General features: G+C 40.4%; 14 protein-coding genes and 1 pseudogene. 7 read left to right on the forward strand and 8 right to left on the reverse strand.

Annotated features, from left to right (window positions below; all coding sequences use genetic code 11):
• Positions 1–110: 110 nt before the first annotated feature.
• On the forward strand, positions 111–515 hold the full coding sequence (locus tag NPUN_RS24100) for an NIL domain-containing protein (protein ID WP_012411079.1): 405 nt from the start codon (positions 111–113) through the stop codon (positions 513–515).
• A gap of 24 nt (positions 516–539) precedes the next feature.
• Here NPUN_RS24100 and NPUN_RS24105 read toward each other — a convergent pair.
• Positions 540–1,473 (reverse strand): annotated as a pseudogene (locus NPUN_RS24105) (DUF3616 domain-containing protein).
• Positions 1,474–1,889: 416 nt separating this feature from the next.
• Here NPUN_RS24105 and NPUN_RS24110 point away from each other — a divergent pair.
• On the forward strand, positions 1,890–2,873 hold the full coding sequence (locus tag NPUN_RS24110) for a CHAD domain-containing protein (RefSeq protein WP_012411080.1): 984 nt from the start codon (positions 1,890–1,892) through the stop codon (positions 2,871–2,873).
• Between the two features lie 289 nt (positions 2,874–3,162).
• On the opposite strand, the gene NPUN_RS24115 is transcribed toward NPUN_RS24110, so the two are convergent.
• From NPUN_RS24115 to NPUN_RS37875, 4 genes are all read right to left on the reverse strand, one after another.
• Positions 3,163–4,229, reverse strand: a protein-coding gene (locus tag NPUN_RS24115) for an ISKra4-like element ISNpu14 family transposase (RefSeq protein ID WP_086000595.1) whose coding sequence is annotated in 2 segments (ribosomal slippage) — positions 3,163–4,073 and positions 4,073–4,229 — 1,068 coding nt in all. Because the reading frame shifts where the segments join, the coding sequence is not laid out codon by codon here.
• A 280-nt stretch (positions 4,230–4,509) separates the two neighbouring features.
• Complete coding sequence (locus NPUN_RS24125) at positions 4,510–7,818, reverse strand: GAF domain-containing protein (RefSeq protein WP_012411081.1); 3,309 nt, start codon at positions 7,816–7,818, stop codon at positions 4,510–4,512.
• Between the two features lie 256 nt (positions 7,819–8,074).
• Complete coding sequence (locus NPUN_RS24130; protein WP_012411082.1) at positions 8,075–9,262, reverse strand: TRC40/GET3/ArsA family transport-energizing ATPase; 1,188 nt, start codon at positions 9,260–9,262, stop codon at positions 8,075–8,077.
• Between the two features lie 566 nt (positions 9,263–9,828).
• Positions 9,829–10,659 carry a peptidoglycan-binding domain-containing protein gene (locus tag NPUN_RS37875; RefSeq protein WP_012411083.1) on the reverse strand — a complete coding sequence of 277 codons (831 nt, stop codon included), beginning with the start codon at positions 10,657–10,659 and terminating at the stop codon, positions 9,829–9,831.
• Between the two features lie 152 nt (positions 10,660–10,811).
• On the opposite strand from NPUN_RS37875, the gene NPUN_RS42120 reads away from it, so the two are divergent.
• The 3 genes from NPUN_RS42120 (at position 10,812) to NPUN_RS24150 (ending at position 12,865) form a co-directional block, all read left to right on the forward strand.
• Positions 10,812–10,970, forward strand: coding sequence for a hypothetical protein (locus NPUN_RS42120; RefSeq protein WP_167315657.1), 159 nt, complete (start codon positions 10,812–10,814; stop codon positions 10,968–10,970).
• A 90-nt stretch (positions 10,971–11,060) separates the two neighbouring features.
• Positions 11,061–12,248: an anion transporter gene (locus tag NPUN_RS24145; protein ID WP_012411084.1), complete on the forward strand. Its 1,188-nt coding sequence runs from the start codon at positions 11,061–11,063 to the stop codon at positions 12,246–12,248.
• A gap of 71 nt (positions 12,249–12,319) precedes the next feature.
• Positions 12,320–12,865, forward strand: coding sequence for an RNA 2'-phosphotransferase (locus NPUN_RS24150; protein ID WP_012411085.1), 546 nt, complete (start codon positions 12,320–12,322; stop codon positions 12,863–12,865).
• Between the two features lie 623 nt (positions 12,866–13,488).
• Here NPUN_RS24150 and cobJ read toward each other — a convergent pair.
• Positions 13,489–15,216: a precorrin-3B C(17)-methyltransferase gene (gene cobJ / locus NPUN_RS24155; protein ID WP_012411086.1), complete on the reverse strand. Its 1,728-nt coding sequence runs from the start codon at positions 15,214–15,216 to the stop codon at positions 13,489–13,491.
• A gap of 265 nt (positions 15,217–15,481) precedes the next feature.
• Here cobJ and NPUN_RS24160 point away from each other — a divergent pair, with 265 nt between their 5' ends.
• Positions 15,482–15,730, forward strand: coding sequence for a helix-turn-helix domain-containing protein (locus tag NPUN_RS24160; protein ID WP_012411087.1), 249 nt, complete (start codon positions 15,482–15,484; stop codon positions 15,728–15,730).
• A gap of 44 nt (positions 15,731–15,774) precedes the next feature.
• Positions 15,775–16,401 (forward strand): BglII/BstYI family type II restriction endonuclease, encoded by a 627-nt coding sequence (locus tag NPUN_RS24165; protein WP_083782429.1) that lies wholly within the window; start codon positions 15,775–15,777, stop codon positions 16,399–16,401.
• Positions 16,402–16,412: 11 nt separating this feature from the next.
• On the opposite strand, the gene NPUN_RS24170 is transcribed toward NPUN_RS24165, so the two are convergent.
• Both NPUN_RS24170 and NPUN_RS24175 read right to left on the reverse strand, forming a co-directional pair.
• A complete protein-coding gene (locus NPUN_RS24170; RefSeq protein ID WP_012411089.1) occupies positions 16,413–17,522 on the reverse strand; it encodes a DNA-methyltransferase in 1,110 nt (369 codons plus the stop codon).
• Between the two features lie 333 nt (positions 17,523–17,855).
• Positions 17,856–18,245 (reverse strand): hypothetical protein, encoded by a 390-nt coding sequence (locus NPUN_RS24175; RefSeq protein WP_012411090.1) that lies wholly within the window; start codon positions 18,243–18,245, stop codon positions 17,856–17,858.
• Positions 18,246–18,259: the final 14 nt, after the last annotated feature.

Genomic DNA, 18,259 nt, shown 5'->3' on the forward strand with positions numbered 1-18,259 from the left:
CTTTTAAATAATTAAACCACACCATTCCCTACTGCCTACATCGTCTAAATGTTTTTTCGAGTTATAAAACTTCCAATACGCTACAACAGAAAAAACCCTCTGCTAAACCTGTGAAAAAACGAGTAACACTAACCTTCCCGAAACGCGCCGTGCAAATGCCAGTCACTTACGTACTGGCCAAAGAATTCAACGTCGCTGCTAATATTATCCGTGCCCAAGTTGCCCCAAATCAAATTGGCAAACTAGTAGTGGAACTAGCAGGAGATATCGATCAACTAGATGCCGCTATCGAGTGGATGCGATCGCGCCATGTTAACGTCTCTTATACTTTAGGCGAAATTGCGATCGACGAGGATGTCTGTGTCCATTGTGGCTTGTGTACTGGGGTTTGTCCTACCGAAGCCCTCACTCTCCACCCAGAGACATACAAACTGACATTCACGCGATCGCGTTGTATCGTCTGCGAACAATGTATCCCCACTTGTCCCGTACAAGCAATCTCCACTAACCTTTAACAATCCAAAAACCAAAATTCATCTTTATTCCATCTTAAACACATCCGCTATTACACTACCATCACCCACCAGCCTACTTTTTGCTGGAGAGTCATAAACTACCAATAGCGAAGGTATACCAGCCACATCCTGAAATAGCGCCATTCCCTCAGCACGATCTTCCCGATTTCCATAAGGAATATCCTGGACAAAATCTGGATTGCTAAAGACATTTTCTTGCAGATTCACACCATTTACCCAACGATAAATTTGCACGGGCCCATCTAAATCCATCATTGGGCCAGCTAAAATCAACAAATCTTTGCCATCTACACATAAATCCCGAATTCCTAAACCATTCAACCAGACAAAATGCTTTTTATATAATTCCTTTGCTTCCCCAATTTGCCGCAGTTTCAGAATTCCAGGGATGGAATCTTCTAACTCAATTTCCAGCACCCTAGCCCAACCCCGCAATACAGGGCCCCGCAAACCCAAAAAAAATCCGGCTTTGATAAACGCCTATTCCTTCAATATCAAAGCCATTATCTTTTCCTGGAATTGATGCCTTGATAAACAAGCCTAAATGAGGGTCATCTGCCAAAGCTGTCATCAGTAAATTACCCTGTCCCGTTACCTCTAGTTTAGCGGCATTCAACTGCACATGTGGATTTTGGGGATGTGGACAAGATGAGAATAAGCTACCGTTTATTAGAGGAATCCGTCCTAAGACGTAACGGTTAGGTTCTGATTCAATTTTTGCTAGCCGTTTAAAGTTTTGTGCATCAGTCTTATCAGGTTTAGGTTTTTTACGTTTGTAGCTATGAGAACCAACAAACCATAGATAATAATCAGTGTAAGCAAGTCTCTCTATATCTATTTCTTCATTTTCTGGTGCAGGTAGGTTGATAAATTCTGCTACCCTAAATTGTTGATGGTCTGTAAATTTATCAGTATTAACTAAAGACAGACGCTCAATAGTTGAAGTTTCATCTCACCCCAACCATAAATACTTCTGATGTGTTAGTAACAATGCTGATAAATCTTTTCTATGTTCTTTAAAATTATCTATAAAAGTTAAGAGGACTTGATTAAGCAAATGTGAGTTTGACATTTAAAATTATCTGGTGATTGCAAAAAGATTAATCATGTTATAATAATATATTATTTAATTCCATATAAAAATTTTTAGAAATTGTCATGTTAAATTGCAAAGGCGAATGGGCTCTTTAGACCTTTGGTAGATAGTGTATATTACTATTGATAGTATGCAACTATCAATAGTAATAGAAAGCGTAATAACTTCATTGAATAAAAAATATATTAAAACTAGATATAAATTTTTAACTAATGTTATTATGCAATAACCTCATGAGGTAGTAATTAAGCTCAATTATGAAATTAGCCACACAAACCACGGTAAAAACTCTAGGGGACTACGCCTACCAAGCGATTCAAAAACACTTTAAGAAAACCTTGAAGTGGGAAAAATCAGTAAAGAAAGATGAAGATCCAGAAGCGCTTCATCAAATGCGAGTAGGAATGCGTCGTTTACGCACGGCTGTAACTAGGTTTGGACTAGCAGTGGATGTACCAAAACCAATCAGCGATAAAAATATTGGTAAAATAGCCCGTCGTCTTGGTAATCTGCGAGATTTAGACGTACTCAAAGAAAGTTTGGAAAACAATTACAAACCAAACTTACCCTGCAAAGAACAGGAATCTTTACAAACAGCTTTCAACGCTTTAGCTAAACAACGTGAAGATGTACTATCAAGTGTACAGAAAACATTAAAAGATGAATCTTACAAGTCTTTAAAAGAGGCATTAGATAAGTGGTTAGATAAACCAACTTATCAACCATTGGCATCTATTACTATCCAACAAGTACTACCAGATTTACTTCTACCAGAAGTGAGTAACTTCTTATTACATCCAGGTTGGCTAGTTGGTACTCAACTTGTGGAAGCAGAGGTAAAAATTCAGAAGAACTGGGAACCAGAAAAAATAGAACAACAATTAACAACGCAAGGCGAAATTCTGCATAGTTTACGAAAAGAAGCTAAACGTATACGCTACCAGATGGAGTTATTTACAGACTTATATGGTGAGTCTTACGGAGCTTATATGACAGAAGTGAAAAATATCCAAGAAATTTTGGGTACGATGCAAGATAGTGCGGTCTTAACTGACTGGCTTGGAAAGATATTTAAATCAGAAATTAAGACTGAGTTGCCTACCCTTGCTAGTTTGTTGACTGAAAATCGTTATCAGTCGTGGCAGCAGTGGCAACCTTTGCAAGAACGGTATTTGAAAGCTGAAACTAGGCATAGCTTTCATTTAACAATATTGCACCCACTTTCAGGAGTAATCAATTAAAAGTTGCTCATTATTGGGCAAGGATTGAAGAGGGCAGGAGGAAGAAAATATGTTTTTGCCCTCTACCACTTTCTTTAGGATTGACGCATTGACAGATAAGACTAAATATAGATCAATACAGTTAAGATAAGACCAAAACACTTGTAGAGACGGCGATTTATCGCGTCTTAAAAACCCAAAATTTTTGCCAGTAACCCTTACCCAAGCGTATTGAAATATAGATGATTTTAAAAACCACGTCTATCGTAGAGGCAGTTCCAATGGGAGCATCCAGTTTTGGCAGAAAGACTCAAATAGCAAGTAAACCATTGAGATAAGCACAACGAAGGGAAAGGATTTGGTTGACACTTTCAACATTCCACTGTGCGCCGGAAATTTTAATCCTTGCTCCAATCTGTTTAATAGCAGACTCGACAGAACCAGAACCAATAGAACACAGTTGTTCAGCTTGGTAATAGCTGTAGTTAATAATGCGAGAGCGATGTTTTTCGAGATAAGCGATAAACTTCTTAATTTGTTTACCTCGGCAATTATTAAATAAAGCCTGAATTTGCTCTATCTGACCTTGCCACAATAAACTCTCAGCAGCTTTGAGACGCTTTAGAGAACCACCAATTTTATAAAGATTTTCCTTGAGGTGATACCAATCCGAAATTTCCCAACGTTCAAATTGTTCAGTTCCAAACTCTTTAACTAAATTCCAAACTCCATCATGACCATCTCCCAAGCAAACAAGTGGATTCACCAAACATTGGCTATTGACATAATCGATTAATGATTGGTTGTCATCAAAAAACGCACCATAGTAAATCCCTTGCAAACGAACGGTTTTATAGTCTCGCCAGTGACAGCCTACTTTGGGTTTACCTGTAAGCCGGACTTTTCCACCATCCACACTCAGTTCTGACACAGCTTGTTTTGCAAATGGTAGCTGAAAGTCCTGTTCGAGAACTAGTTTTTGTTGTGTCGTGTGACCAACTTTCACCCCTGTTAATGCCTCAATCTCGATTTCTGCTTTTTGGTATGATTCATTTGCTGATAGCCTCAAACAGCACTTTTGAAGTAATGGACTTAAACGACTTCTTGGCTTTAAACCCAGTCTGTGTATCTGTTTCGCTTTTAATTTCAGTTCCCCCACTAAGCTTTTAATCTTCCTGGTTTTACCTACTTTTGTTCCAGTTTTTTGTTCGATAAAAAAAGGGCTATTTCTGGGCTGACTAGTTCTAATATTTGACTCCGAACTGTTTTTTCTATACTTTCGAGGTCTGTCAGCTTACTTTTATCTGCTTCTTCATACAGCAGTGTTGACAATTCTTGTAAACAGGCTTTGATGCGTTCTTGTTTTTCCTGGTTCATGGTGAGTCATCCACACGTTTTATCTGTTGTTATATTCTCCCAGAACTTGTATATCTTCCAAAAGTGGATGCTCCCGTTCCAATACTTTTCGGTTAAGGGGGAAAGGGTTTGAATTTCCCTTTCCCCAAAGCCCAGTAACCTTTCCCCAAACCAAAAAAGAGATTATTGGGTTTAACCGAAAAGTATTGGAGGCAATTCATGAATTGCTCCTATAGGACTGCTGTATTTCTCATCAAAGAATGATTTCTTAAGCTTTACTATGCAAGTTAATTTTCTGTTTCTAAAATTTGGTAATTTGGCTCACCGGAATTTCAATCCAAAATTCTGTACCTAACCCCGGCTGAGAATCACATTTAAACACACCACCGTGTTTATCTACGACAATTTGATAACTTATTGATAACCCCAAACCAGTGCCTTTTCCCACTGGTTTAGTAGTGAAAAATGGGTCACAGATTCTTGCCTTCAGAGCTTCGGGTATTCCTGAGCCATTGTCTGCAATGCGAATTACTACGCTCTTGATATTACCTTCAAGCTCTCCAATAGCAGTACAAATGGTAATTTGACTGCTATGAGGTTTTGATGGAGATTCTCTGTAATCTTCAAGAGCATCGATCGCATTGCTTAAAACATTCATAAATACTTGATTCAGTGGCCCCGCATAACATTCTACTAAGGGAAGCTCACTGTATTCTTTGACTAATTTAATAGCCGGACTTTCTGGTTTTGCTTTCAAACGATGTTGCAAAATTAGCAAAGTGCTATCAATGCCCTCGTGAATATCAACCGGTTTCATTTCTGCCTCATCAAGGCGAGAGAAATTCCGTAAACCCAAAACAATCTGACGGATGCGATCAACCCCAATTTTCATGGAAGATAGAGTTTTCGGCAAATCCTCGATGAGAAATTCTAAGTCTATCTCGAATGTGCGATCGCGAATCTCAGGGCTGGGGTTAGGGGTATTTTGTAAATAGAGGTCTAGTATACCCAGTAAATCTTGGGCGTAATTGTTGACATGATTGATGTTGCCATAAATGAAGTTCACAGGGTTATTAATTTCGTGAGCAACACCAGCTACCAGTTGACCTAATGAGGACATTTTCTCAGTTTGGATCAGTTGGGTTTGAGTTTGCTTTAAATCATGCAGAGCTTGAGTCAGCTTTTCTGTCTGCTCTTTGGTTTGATTATGTAATTGGGCTTGTTGGAGTGCAACCCCAAGCTGATTGGCAATTTGAGTGATAAACTTAATTTCCGAGGCTTCCCAATGGCGGGGTGCAGAGTTTTGATAAGCCGCTAACAAGCCCCATAGTTGCTGCCCAATAAATATAGGTGCGATCGCATAAGCCCTTGCTTGAATTTGCTCTAGAACTGCAACGTGGCATTGAGAATGTCCAACTTGATAAATGTCATCAACTGCAAAGGTTTCGTTGTGACGATATCGTCCACCTTGGGTTTCCTGCAAATAGCTATCTTGCCAAACTGTCTTAGTATTAGAACCTACTAGTTTTACCCAACCATCGCCAACAAACTCGGCAATATACTCACCACTCCAATCAGCCTGGAATTGGAAGACTGCAACTCGATCCGCTTGTAGTGATTTACAGATTTCTTGGGTGGTTGTCTGAAAAATCGCATCTAGATCGAGAGATTTCCTAACTTTCGCCACAACTTCAAACAATACCCGTTGTTGTTCTGCTGCTTGTTGCAAATTTAACGTCTGTTGTCGTGTCTGAGTGAGTAATTCAGCTTGCTGGAGTGCTACGCCCATTTGGGCCGCAATCTGACTCAGAAAGTTAACTTCCGAGGCTTTCCATTGTCGAGGACCGGTGTGTTGATAAGTTGCTAGCAAACCCCAAAGTTTTTGCCCAACAAAGATCGGAGCTAGCACAAAAGCGTGAATTTGAAACTGCTCTAGATTGTCGATATGACACTTAGCAAATCCCATCTTGTAGATGTCATCGACTGCAAATGTTTCATTGTTGCGGTAGCGTCCTCCCTCTGTATCTTGTAAATAGGTGTCATTCCATACTGTATTAATACCTATCTCTGACTCATTCGACCAATATGGACTAGCAGCCTCGAAATCCCCGACAAATTCACCACCCCAATTAGAATCGAAACGATAAACAGAAACGCGATCGGCTTTGATTAATTGACAAACCTCTTTAGTAGTGGTTTGAAAAATAGTATCTGTGTCTAGAGATTCGCGAATCTCGGCAATAACTTTAAACACAGCCTGTTCTTGTTCAGCTGTCCGTTGTAACTCAACTGTGCGTCTTTTAACTTGTTTTTCTAAATTTTCATTGAAGACTTGTACTTGTTGCTGTAGTTCATACTGCTGAATAGCCGAAGCAAAGTGTTTACCGATGTCTCTAGCCAGTTCAATCTCTTCAACCGTCCATTTTTGAGCTTGTGCTTTTTTAGATTCGCGCCAAACCTCAAACGATCGCCGGGGGTACAGTTGCCTTTGATCGCTATCATACTGCCCTGCCCATAAAGTCTCTGTATCTACTTCATTGCGGAAAATGCTTAAGTAGCCCAGTAACTGCTGACGATACTGGAGTGGGATTGTCAATATGCCACGAATTTTAGTTGGTTGAAAAGCAACTTGTAAACTTCGCAAGTCAGGGCTATTATATAAATCTGAAATTGCCCAAACATCGTATTTACCAGACTTATAGTGTTCTTGCCAGATACTATACTGCTCTATTAGTGGATATATAGTTTGTTCTGGCATCACAGGTTGCTGTCCACAGATAAAAAGCTTGATACAAGTATTTCCTGGTATTAAGCATTCTGTTAAGCTAGTAAGATTGCCGTTGTAGTAATCAAAAGCCTCATTTCTAATGCAAAGCCTGCCACCAACACCATTAAAGGCAGCAATAGCTGCTTCTAGGGCTGGTTGTAATACAATTGTTGGCAATGAATGTAGTAGGGTAGCAATGCGGTTAATGATAGTTTCCCGTTCGGCTGTTTTGCGGACTTGAGTGAGCAGACTACTTTGAGCGATCGCTACAGAGAGTTGCTCTACCACCATCTGCACTGCTTCTAGTTCATATTCTGAAATCAAACGCGCTTCAGAATTATGAGAAACCAGTAGCCCCCAGAGTTGATCTTGATAGAGAATAGGCGCTACCACAGAAGATTTTACCCCCATTGCCGTCAAATATTCAATATGGCAGGAGTCTACAGAACGGTAACGGATCTCCTCTGATATAGTTTCTCCATTATCCAAGTCACGCAGGTGAATTTGACCAATTTCTTGAGTATCAACATTCACAACAGAACGCACCCGTAATTTGAGAAATAGCTCACGGGCGCTGAGGGGAATATCGTCTGCTGGGAAATTCAGCCCCAGTAATGATGGTAAACGATTATTGTAAATTGACTCAGCAATGACCTGACCATTACCATCGGCATGAAATTTGTAAATCATCACTCGGTCAGTTTTTAATAGCGATCGCACCTCTGCTGTTGTCACTGTGATAATTTCTTCTAACTCTAAGCTTCGTCGGATACGGTTTGTAATCCGGCGTAGTAAACTTTCTTCCTGGCTATATAAAAAATTTTGTTCAGGATTGGAGGTCATTGCCTATAGAAAAATAAATTAGTAGTTTGCAAAATGAGATTAGTAATTCTAACAACATTGTGAAATTTATTTCATCAATTTGTCTTCAGTAAAACTACGGTCTAATTACTAGTAAAAATATTTTTTACCTTATGTAAAAATTCATCAAAAAAATAATAAAAACAGACGCTAAAAAGTTGCGTCTGTACTAGCTATTAAGATAGAGTTCTTGCTTGTTAGTTCTAACTTTTTGTTGACAGAAAAACATTCAACAAAATTAAACTCTTGTGTTGTCAGCAAAGCGGATTTTTAGATAGTCATCTTCCATCTTTGCCCCTCCTGGTTGTAGTGCTGCTAAGGCTTGTGGCAAAACTAAGTTACGACGATGGTTGCCAATAGTAATGTTTAATTCGTCTCCGGTTTTACTTAGTTGAACTTGGTCTTTAGGAATCCCAGGTAAATAAATTTCTAAGCTGTATTGGTTTTCCTCTTGCACGACTCTAAGAGTAGTTTCTTTGTAATAAACCTGAGTCGGATCTTCATCTTTATAAAGAGTTTCCTTGAGGCGTTCCAATGCAGCTAATCCACACATTTCTTCAGAAAATAGGGGAACTTCTTTCACAGGTAGAGGGTGGAAATTATCATGAATTTCCTGGCGATATTGTTCCTGACTTTCCTTCCAACGTTGGAAAAAGGGATCTTGGACAACGCTTGGAATAATCCGATTAGCCACTACTAAATCTGTTGCAACATTATACAAACTCAGATAAGCATGGGCACGCAGAGACTCTTTAATCACCATCTTCTCAGGATTGGTGACTAGACGCACTGAGGTTTGGGTATTGTCTGTTAATACTTTTTCTAGAGCTTCAATTTGTTCATAAAACTCATAAGGTGCATCCATCACCTCTTTATCGGGTAGTGAAAAACCAGCAATTGGTCTAAAAAAAGGTTCAACCAAAGGGCGAAGTGCTACCGAGATGTTTTGAAATGGTTTGTAAAAACGGCGCATATACCAACCACCAACTTCAGGTAGACTCAGCAAGCGCAGTGCAGTGCCAGTGGGGGCTGAGTCGATAATTAAAACATCAAACTCACCTTCATCGTAATGGCGTTTCATCCTTACCAAGCCAAAAATCTCATCCATGCCGGGTAAAATCGCCAATTCTTCCGCCTGTACGCCGTCTAAACCCCTCGCCTGTAAAACTTGGGTAATGTAACGTTTTACAGCACCCCAGTTTCCCTCTAATTCTTGCAGCGCATCCAGTTCTGCGCCCCACAAATTTGGGCGAATTTTTTGGGGTGCGTGTCCCAGTTCTATGTCAAAACTATCAGCTAGGGAATGAGCTGGATCTGTACTTAAAACCAATGTCTGATAGCCTAGTTCTGCACAACGGAGTCCAGTTGCAGCAGCGACGGAAGTTTTGCCCACGCCGCCTTTACCAGTCATTAAAATTACACGCATAGATGCTTCTATCCTGCCTGAGAATTTTTTACATTTATTTACATTATCGACTGTTTAAGGAAAATAAATGTTGTCTCCAGACATGAACAGCGTCTAAATCTAGGGCGCGATCGCGGCAAAGCTAGCGTGGAGGAATCATTCTATCAATGAATGCAGGAGGCAGAGGACAATTTTCCTCATACCTTCCGTCTCAATACTTTTCGGTTAAACCCAATAATCTCTCTTTTGGTCTGGGAAAAGGTTACTGGGCTTTGGGGAAAGGGAAATTCAAACCCTTTCCCTTTCCCCCAAAACCCGAAAAGTATTGCCCTCCGTCTCCTTAGAGGTACGAAAAAAGAAGACGATTAAAAAACCAGGTTTTTTACTGAGCAAAGTAAAAAATCTGGTTTTTAAGTTGATGTTTTCTAGTTAGTGGTTTAAGGCTGGTTGATTAGTATAAATTATAACCATAAACCAAAATCTGTTCTGGAACCTTACATTGCAAGCAATGCGAGGGTAAGATTTTGACCTGAAGTTGAGAATATGGGTAAAGGGCTTGGGAAGTTCTCCAAGAGCGATCGCTTTGTTTACTTCTTATTCCAGAGACTTAAAAATGCTTGAGAGATAGCTGGGGTAATCTGACTTTGTAAGTGATTTAGTGCATCACGATGGTTTTGATTGTTGTCATCATAATAAATGAACAAATTTGTCAGCTTGACAATCTCAGGATTTTGGTCGTTTGTCCCTCTCCATTTGTTAGTAACTTTGTGTAAAACGTCCTTGGGTAGGTTTTGTTGTAAGTTATTTAACGCTGCGATGTAAGAAGGATTTTGAGGATTCTTTTTGAATTGGAAGCACAAATCTATCAGCTTGAGTTGTGATTGTGGCGGGGTTGGAGGCTTATCTGTTAGGTTTGGCTGCTGTAGAATTTGACGCTGTTCAAAAGTGGCAATGCCATTTTCAGTTAAACCCTGAGATTTCTGAAATTTCTTGACTGCTGTATAAGTGGCTGGCCCATAAAAAGGCTTGTCTTGAGGAATTTCGGCAGGGGTTGCAAAACCGTGAAACTTCAATCTATTTTGAAGCCCTTTGACTGTCTCTTCCATTACAGTCCGAGTTTCAGCATCAGCGTTACCATTTACCACAAGTTTTTGTGAGTACTGCTTCTGAAACTTTTTAATCGCTTCTTCAGTGAGATCGTCTGTCAATGAGTTGTTATTGCGCTTCCAGGGAGCAAATTTAGTGAGATCCGGCTTCGGATCAATCTCAGGTGCTAAATATCCCAGCCCGATCAAGATATGACGGATGACTTCAGGGCTACTAATGGCCATGCTCTTCGATTCCTTTGCTACTAAACTACCATTTAATGTATCTGGTTTTACAAAAATTAAGTAAGTAGAGATAAATAAATCTAACATATCTTATTTGCAAGGCGTTCCAAAAGTTAAGCGATGTGTCACCCCAAGTTACTTTTCTAGAAGAGGTTCGGCGTAAGTAACTAAACACCTGAACAAAGAAAAGTGGTTTTAAGTCTTGGTGAGCGATCGCGATCGCTGGTTCTCAACTATTGATGATGATACTACGTGCTGGCATACATCTTAAGTTACAGACTGCTACACTTCGCACTCGTTCGATAACGCATCAACGAAGTGTGAAAGCACTTGATTGGTTGAATGTATTTTTAGCAGATATTCAGGATCTATGGCTGCGATCGCAACTCTTGCCTTAATTTTCTTCTGGTTTTTCATGCGCGAAACTAAATCTACAGCCTATCCGGTAAGCTCTAAATCGGGGCTTGCTACGTTTAGGGAATAGAGCAATGGTAGTTTTGCGATATCTCGTGATTATTATCACTTACATCGGGCTAGGGTTAGGATACTTGCCCGGACTGCGGATGAATCGGGCGACGATCGCCATTGTTGGTGCTGCCTTCTTAATGGCATTGAGAGTGCTAGATTTGCCTGCGGCGTGGGGTGCGATCGACTACAAAACACTAATTTTTCTATTTGGCATGATGGTAATCAGTGCCAATCTCGCCGCCTCTGGTTTTTTTCAGCTTGCCCTTGATTACACAATCCGCCGCATCCACAGCCCATTTGGGTTATTGGTAGTGTTAACTTTTGGCAGTGGCATCCTCTCAGCACTTTTTCTCAATGATACGATTGCTCTAATTTTGACACCTTTAGTAGTTGGTATTACCCAATTACTCAAGCTTAAACCTATTCCCTATTTGCTGGCGCTAGCAGGTGCAACTAATCTCGGTTCTGTTGCCACCTTGAGCGGTAATCCTCAAAATATCTTGATCGGTTCCTTTTCTGGCATTAGTTATCTAGACTTTGCGAAAGCCTTAACACCACTTGCGTTGATTTGTTTGACGATTCAGGTATGTTTATTGTGGTGGTTATATCCAGAGGTGCGATCGCTTCGTCCTTACTTAAAAGTAAAACCCCCGCGTTATCACATCTTCAAGCCACTGTTAATTAAAAGTCTATTGATTACCACCGGATTACTGGTAGCATTTTTAATCGGAATTCCTACTGCTGAAGTTACCTTAATTGCCGCCGCACTATTACTGGTAACGCGCCGCCTCAAGCCTGAGCGAATTTTACAAAAGGTAGACTGGGATTTGCTATTAATGTTTTGTGGACTGTTCATCCTTACCGAAGGTGTGCAAAAACTTGGTTCTTTAGAATGGCTTTCTCGTTTTGTTGACGATCCCTTGAGCATTTTGGGGATAACAGCGTTGCTATCAAATTTAGTGTCGAATGTACCGGCTGTACTGCTACTACATCATCTAATTCCCCATCCCGACACCCACACTTGGCTACTACTAGCGGCGGCTTCAACACTAGCAGGAAATCTCACCCTGCTGGGTTCGGTGGCAAACTTGATTGTGGCGGAGGCTGTTGCCAAACAGGGGTATCAACTCACTTTTGGGGAACATTTGCGATTTGGGCTACCGCTAACTGCTATCACTTTGATGCTTACCTATTTTTGGCTTGCTTAAAATCATCAATGAAAATCGTGATGTAACATACAAATATATAACTGTAGTATAAATCTATCAATTACAAGCAAATGAGTGATTCTCGTCTCGTCAAAATCAGCAAATATCTCAGCAAATATCTACGACACACACCGGATGCGATTGGAATTAAACTTGCTCCTGGTGGTTGGGTTGCTGTTGATGAATTAATTACCGCTTGTGCTAAAAATAAGTTTCCAATTACCCGTCAAGAATTAGAGGCAGTAGTAGAATCTAGCGAGAAACAACGTTTTTCTTTTGATTCGACAGGTACTCTGATTCGGGCTAACCAAGGACATAGTGTAGAAGTCGATTTACAATTAGAACCTGTTGTTCCCCCAGATGAGCTTTATCACGGCACGGGACACAAATCTGTAGATTCAATTATGGAAACAGGACTTTGCAAGATGTCACGGCATCATGTCCATTTATCCAAGGATATTGCAACAGCACAAACTGTTGGTGCAAGACATGGAAAACCAGTAGTTTTTGCTATATCTGCTGCCGCAATGCATCAGGCGGGTTACATCTTCTATTGTTCTGATAATGGTGTTTGGCTAGTGGATCGTGTACCACCTGAGTATCTCCAAAAAATTTGAATTTTTATCGGTTGTTAATAGTGATTTATAAATAAACACTTGTAGAGATGGCGATTTACCACGTCTCAAAACCCCAAAATTTTTGCCAGTAGCCCTTAAATGACCGTATTGGGTTATAAAGATAGCAATCAATAGATACAAAAAAGTCCGCTTTCGCGGACTTATAATAAGGGCTTCTGTCACTTTTTCGGCTACAATCATGTATGAATCATGATGCTTTTATTGTTAATGATCGACCAAAAAAAATCAAGATATTTCAGCTAAAACAATGGACATATTTACTGGAATTATATCTTTTTGCAAGTACTCAAGATAATTAAATATCTAATTGTATAAAATGAATTTTGTTCTTATTTGGTTGTCCTAAAAAACAAATTTATAATAACACGAATTGACTTAAATATAAAAGTATATTTGGACAAAATACAGATAGATATGTCTTTTGAAAGTTCGATATTTACATGGCTTTTAGATTAAAAATGTAAAGGTGGTCAGGTATAACAGCCCCAGGAATGAATTCCCAGTCCTGGGGTTTTATTATGCGATCGCACAGAAAAATGGATTTAAAAAATGCCTCCCCAACAAAGGAGAAGTTTGCCTTATTTTTACAGGGCTTATCATGCTTATTCTTGCGTATAGCGGCGCGGTGTATAAACCCAGAGATTACCATCGCTGCGTTTGATGGTTCGGGTTTTTGTGGAACCAACGAGAATAATTGTTCGCATATCAGCGCTTGCTGGTGTTAACTGGTCAAGTGCGATCGCTTTCACCGTCTGTCCTGGTCTGCCGAGATTCCGCGCCAATACTACTGGGGTATCCGGTGTTCTATGTCGCAGCAAAATATTTCTCGCTTCTGCCAGTTGCCAAGTACGTTCTTTGGAAACAGGATTGTAGAAAGCGATTACGAAATCAGCCTCGGCAGCAGCAGCAATTCGTTGTTCGATCGCAGACCAAGGCTTCAAGATATCAGAGAGGGAAATAGCACAGAAGTCATGTCCAAGGGGCGCACCAATGGCTGCTGCTGCTGCCTGCATAGCTGAAATGCCTGGTGCTACATGAATATCGATAGTGTCCCATTCGGGTTTGGCATAGCGATCGCACACTTCAAAAACTGCTGTTGCCATTGCATAGATACCAGGGTCGCCAGATGAAACCACAGCGACATATCGCCCAGATGCTGCCAAATCAAGGGCCATTTTTGCCCGTGCTTCTTCTTCACGGTTGTCAGACTCATGCCGTTGCTTGCCGTCAGCCAGAGAACCGATTAAATCTAAATAAGTTTTATAACCCACTAGGTCAGTTGCCGACTTGAGTATCTCCTTGACTTCGGGAGACATCCATTGCGCTCCACCAGGCCCCGTGCCTATAATCGCTAACCTTCCGCGTGGTTGACCGATGGTGTCGGGGTCAATTGGTTGGGGGGCAATAGCGATCGCAACATCGGGAGATGAGGAAGATAAGAGAGATGTGCCTGTAGCTGCGATCGCTGCTGCTTGGGCAGGGCTATAACCTTGTGATAACAGACTTTCTAGCTGATTTGGGGTAAAAAAGCGAGCAGGTACTCCCAAGGCGTTAGCTACAGCATTAACTGCGGGATTGGCTGCGGCGGTGATGGGTGCAAATATCCCGGCGACTGATGTTTTTTCTAGTGCGGCATCGGCTAGTAGCTGGTGTACTAAAGCTACTGCATCATCAATGATGCCATTAATTGCGATCGCGATCGTTGCTGGGTGATACACAAGACAGTTGGCTATAGGAGTTACCAAACGTTCCGTAACTTGGATGGTCAAATCTCCATTGGGATCTATGGGTAATTTACTATCGCTCAACCAAGGCGCTATGCCTTCTAGTCTGACTTCTGCCCCAGCTAGCACATCCGAGATAAATTTCTTAGCATCGTCTGGGTTTGCTAAACGGTATGCGGGAGGAGGAGACAAGAGCGTTGTACCCAAACGTAAATCACCTGTAGTTGTAATTGCAGGTTTAACATCAAGCGCTTCGGCAATGCGGCGGGCCAAATCGTTTACCCCACCAAGCCCGCCCAAAAGGGGGACAACAGCACTACCATCTTCAGCCACAGCTAATACAGGTGGTTCCTGCTGTTTATCCGAGAGTATGGGAGCTAGCGTCCTAATTAAAATTCCGGCGGCACAAATGCCAATTAGCGGCGTTCCCTGAGCAAATAACTCGCGTAACGTGTCGCCAAAATTAGTAAAGCTGACATCTACTCCCGATGTACGACCCGCTAGACCGTATAGCGTTGCTCCTGGTAAAACGCTGATTATTTTGCGTGCTACTGTCACGCTATTTTGACCTAGTACTACAATGGCGGGTGCAACGTTCATGATCATAAAACTTTTTTTATTATAGATATCTTAAAAAAGTCGATATCTTTAAAATGAAACCACAGATTTAGTCATAAAAAGACCTCCCGTTTACAAGATTGGGGAATTCAGAGTGCGCGGGCTTCTCTTTGCGCGTCCATCTTCGCAGTGGCTTTCAAAAACCTATTTTGGGTTTATCCCATATTAGGTTTTAGAATTTAACAGAGTTTAGAAATATGTACTAGCTCTCATTGAGATCGAATAAATCATCGCCAGAAAAAGGCAAGCGAAAGTGCCTAAATCAGTTTTCAGCGAAGAGTACAATCGGTTTCGCCAGCTACTTATCGAAGCCCGCAAAGCTGCCAAACTCACTCAAGCAGAGTTGTCGGCAAAGCTAAAACTTCCACAGTCTTATGTATCAAAGTATGAACGTGGAGAACGTCGACTTGATGTGATTAAATTTTTACAAGTTGCTCAAGTCTTGGAAATAGATCCGCTTGCTTTTATCGAAGAACTACTGAAATATCAAAAGGAGATATAACAATCATTATTCAATATGTTGACTTTAACGCAGCAGATACAATCATAAATACCCAATACAAGGACGAATGGCATGAGATTAGTACTATTCTCACTAGAATGCCTTTGCACATTAAGGCTTCAGATCAAGCTGGAATTCAAGGTAATGCAATATTCGATCCAGTAGGTACAAATGAATATATTAAAGCAGCCTTTATTCATGATAGTTGGCAATCAAATATACCTATTCCAGCACCTTATAGATTTTTAGGTACAGACGTTGATTTTGCAAAAGCTGGCATCATTATTGAAATTCAATTTTCTAACTATCCCTTTCTACTCAATAACACTTTACGCTCGGAACTGTTCTTTAAAGCTAAAACTGAATTTGTTGGATACCCAACTAATTTGATAATTATAGTGACAAAGGCTCTGATGTTTCCTGCATCTAATAGTACTCTTTATTATGAGCAAGCTGTTAATCAGTTAACAGCATTGGCTAAAAATAAAGTTTTTGATGTACCAATCAGACTTGTTGGATTATTTGAGCAACAAAATACAATAGTGCCCATCATCTGGACTGAGTATTTATCTAAAAGATATTCTAGAACTGTAAATACTAGAGTTAGTCGTGAATGCGAAATAATTGCTGGGCGTTCAGCCCGTAGTCGTTGTCTACTTCGCTTATTGTAAGAATTTTTCTATTAACTCCATAATCTCAGTTCAGTTTGTTCCACTTCTTCTACTTGTTTTACTATTGGATTTTGCAAAGAGGTCTTTTTACCATTACCATTAAGCTTTGGATCTACTGGAATCTCTTCACCTCTTAGATTAGCTGCAAAAGCAGATTCTTCATAGATTAATCTATCTTCCATTTCTTGCAAGTGATACTCTTCTGGATAAATTTTTGCTTTGCTGCGTTCTGAAGCTTTATTTCCTACTTGTACCTCAAACTTAAACTTATCAATAGATTGACCCGTTCTTTCAACATAATCGCGCAATGTTTTTAAGTTTGGAAAATAGCCATTTTTATCTGGATTGCCGTTGAGACGACGCAATGCAACTTGATAATATTTTGGTTCAATTTCTGACCCGATAAAATGGCGTTCACTATCTCTCGCAACCACGGCCACAGTACCAGAACCCATAAATGGATCTAAAACAATATCATTTTTGTTAGTTGTAGCTAAGATAATTCTAGTTACTAAGTCTTCTGGAAATTGGCAGGGATGTATAGTTTGTTCTTCATGGTTGTGTTTAACATTTCGAAATAGCCAAATATCACCAGGATTTTTCCCTTCTGGATTGCATGAAAGTTCCCCTTTACGATTTCCTCGATAATGTTTTTTATTTTGATACTTTTGGGGAACTCTAATAGGATCTAGATTAAATTTATAGTTATCCGATTTAGTAAACCAAAGAATAGTTTCATGTCTACAAGAAAACTTTTTCTGAGCATGAAGACCATGTTGCCTAGCCCATATAATTCGGTTGCGAGGAATTAATCTGCATGACTCCAAAATCGGAAAAAAGCGAATATCCAGAGGAATCAGCATTCCTCGGTCAGAAAAAGCACCAACTTGCCAAAATAATGAACCTGTATTTTTAAGAATCCGGCTACATTCAAGCAGAACGGCTGTTTGTTCTTTCAAATAAATTTCAAGAGCCTGCCTTGATTCGTATTCTTTGCCTAGATTATAAGGTGGGGAAGATACAACTAAGTCAACGCATTGATCTGGCAAATTCCTGAGCAGTTGTAAGCTATCCTCTAAGAGAATCTGATCTAAGGGTAGATTCTCTCTATTAATCTCCATTACAATACCTACCTTGAAAGTAATACTAGACTCTGGTGATTTTAACCTATTTGAGGTTATTAGCCAATTATTGAGAAAAATATCAGCAGTAAGTAGAGTAGAATAGCGAACTTACTATAATGATCTACCTTGCTAATGTAGGCATACCTAAAGGCTGCCTACGACGGGCTATGACTACGCATTTTTGAGGGAATTAGGGGTGCGCCTACGCATTTCCTAAAATAAAACGTAGGCGTAGGCAGCACTTCTCTACGAGACGCTCCGCGTTAAGCGTAGCTATGCCGCAGGCTTTACGACAAGGCTCAGTGACCATCGTAGACATCGCTTCTTGTTTCAATTCGCTTTCCGCTCTTTGAGGACTTGATCTAGTAAATTTCTTGCAGGTTGGGCTTTAGCCAACGCTATTTGATGGTCATTATAAGCCCGCACAAGGCGAGAAAGACTGCTCACACCTGACTTTAGTTGCTCAAGTTCTTCACCAGCAACCAGTTCTCCATCAAGCATCCGCCCAATTAACGGTTTGATGTCGCCCACTTCCTGCCGGACCTTTTGGAGCTTTTCTAGACTACTCAGCAAGGTTTTGAGTGAGTTCAAGATGTCGTCAATATCCTGCACATCCTCTACTTGTTCCGGCAAATCTTCAACTTTGACTGTATCTTCATCTGAGATTGTAGGCAATTCCTGTGCAGACATTTCAGTTTGAACCCCGTTTGACCGTGCCATTAACGCTTCCTCAA

Origin of the sequence: Nostoc punctiforme PCC 73102 (genome assembly GCF_000020025.1) — a bacterium.
Classification (GTDB): Bacteria; Cyanobacteriota; Cyanobacteriia; order Cyanobacteriales; family Nostocaceae; genus Nostoc; species Nostoc punctiforme.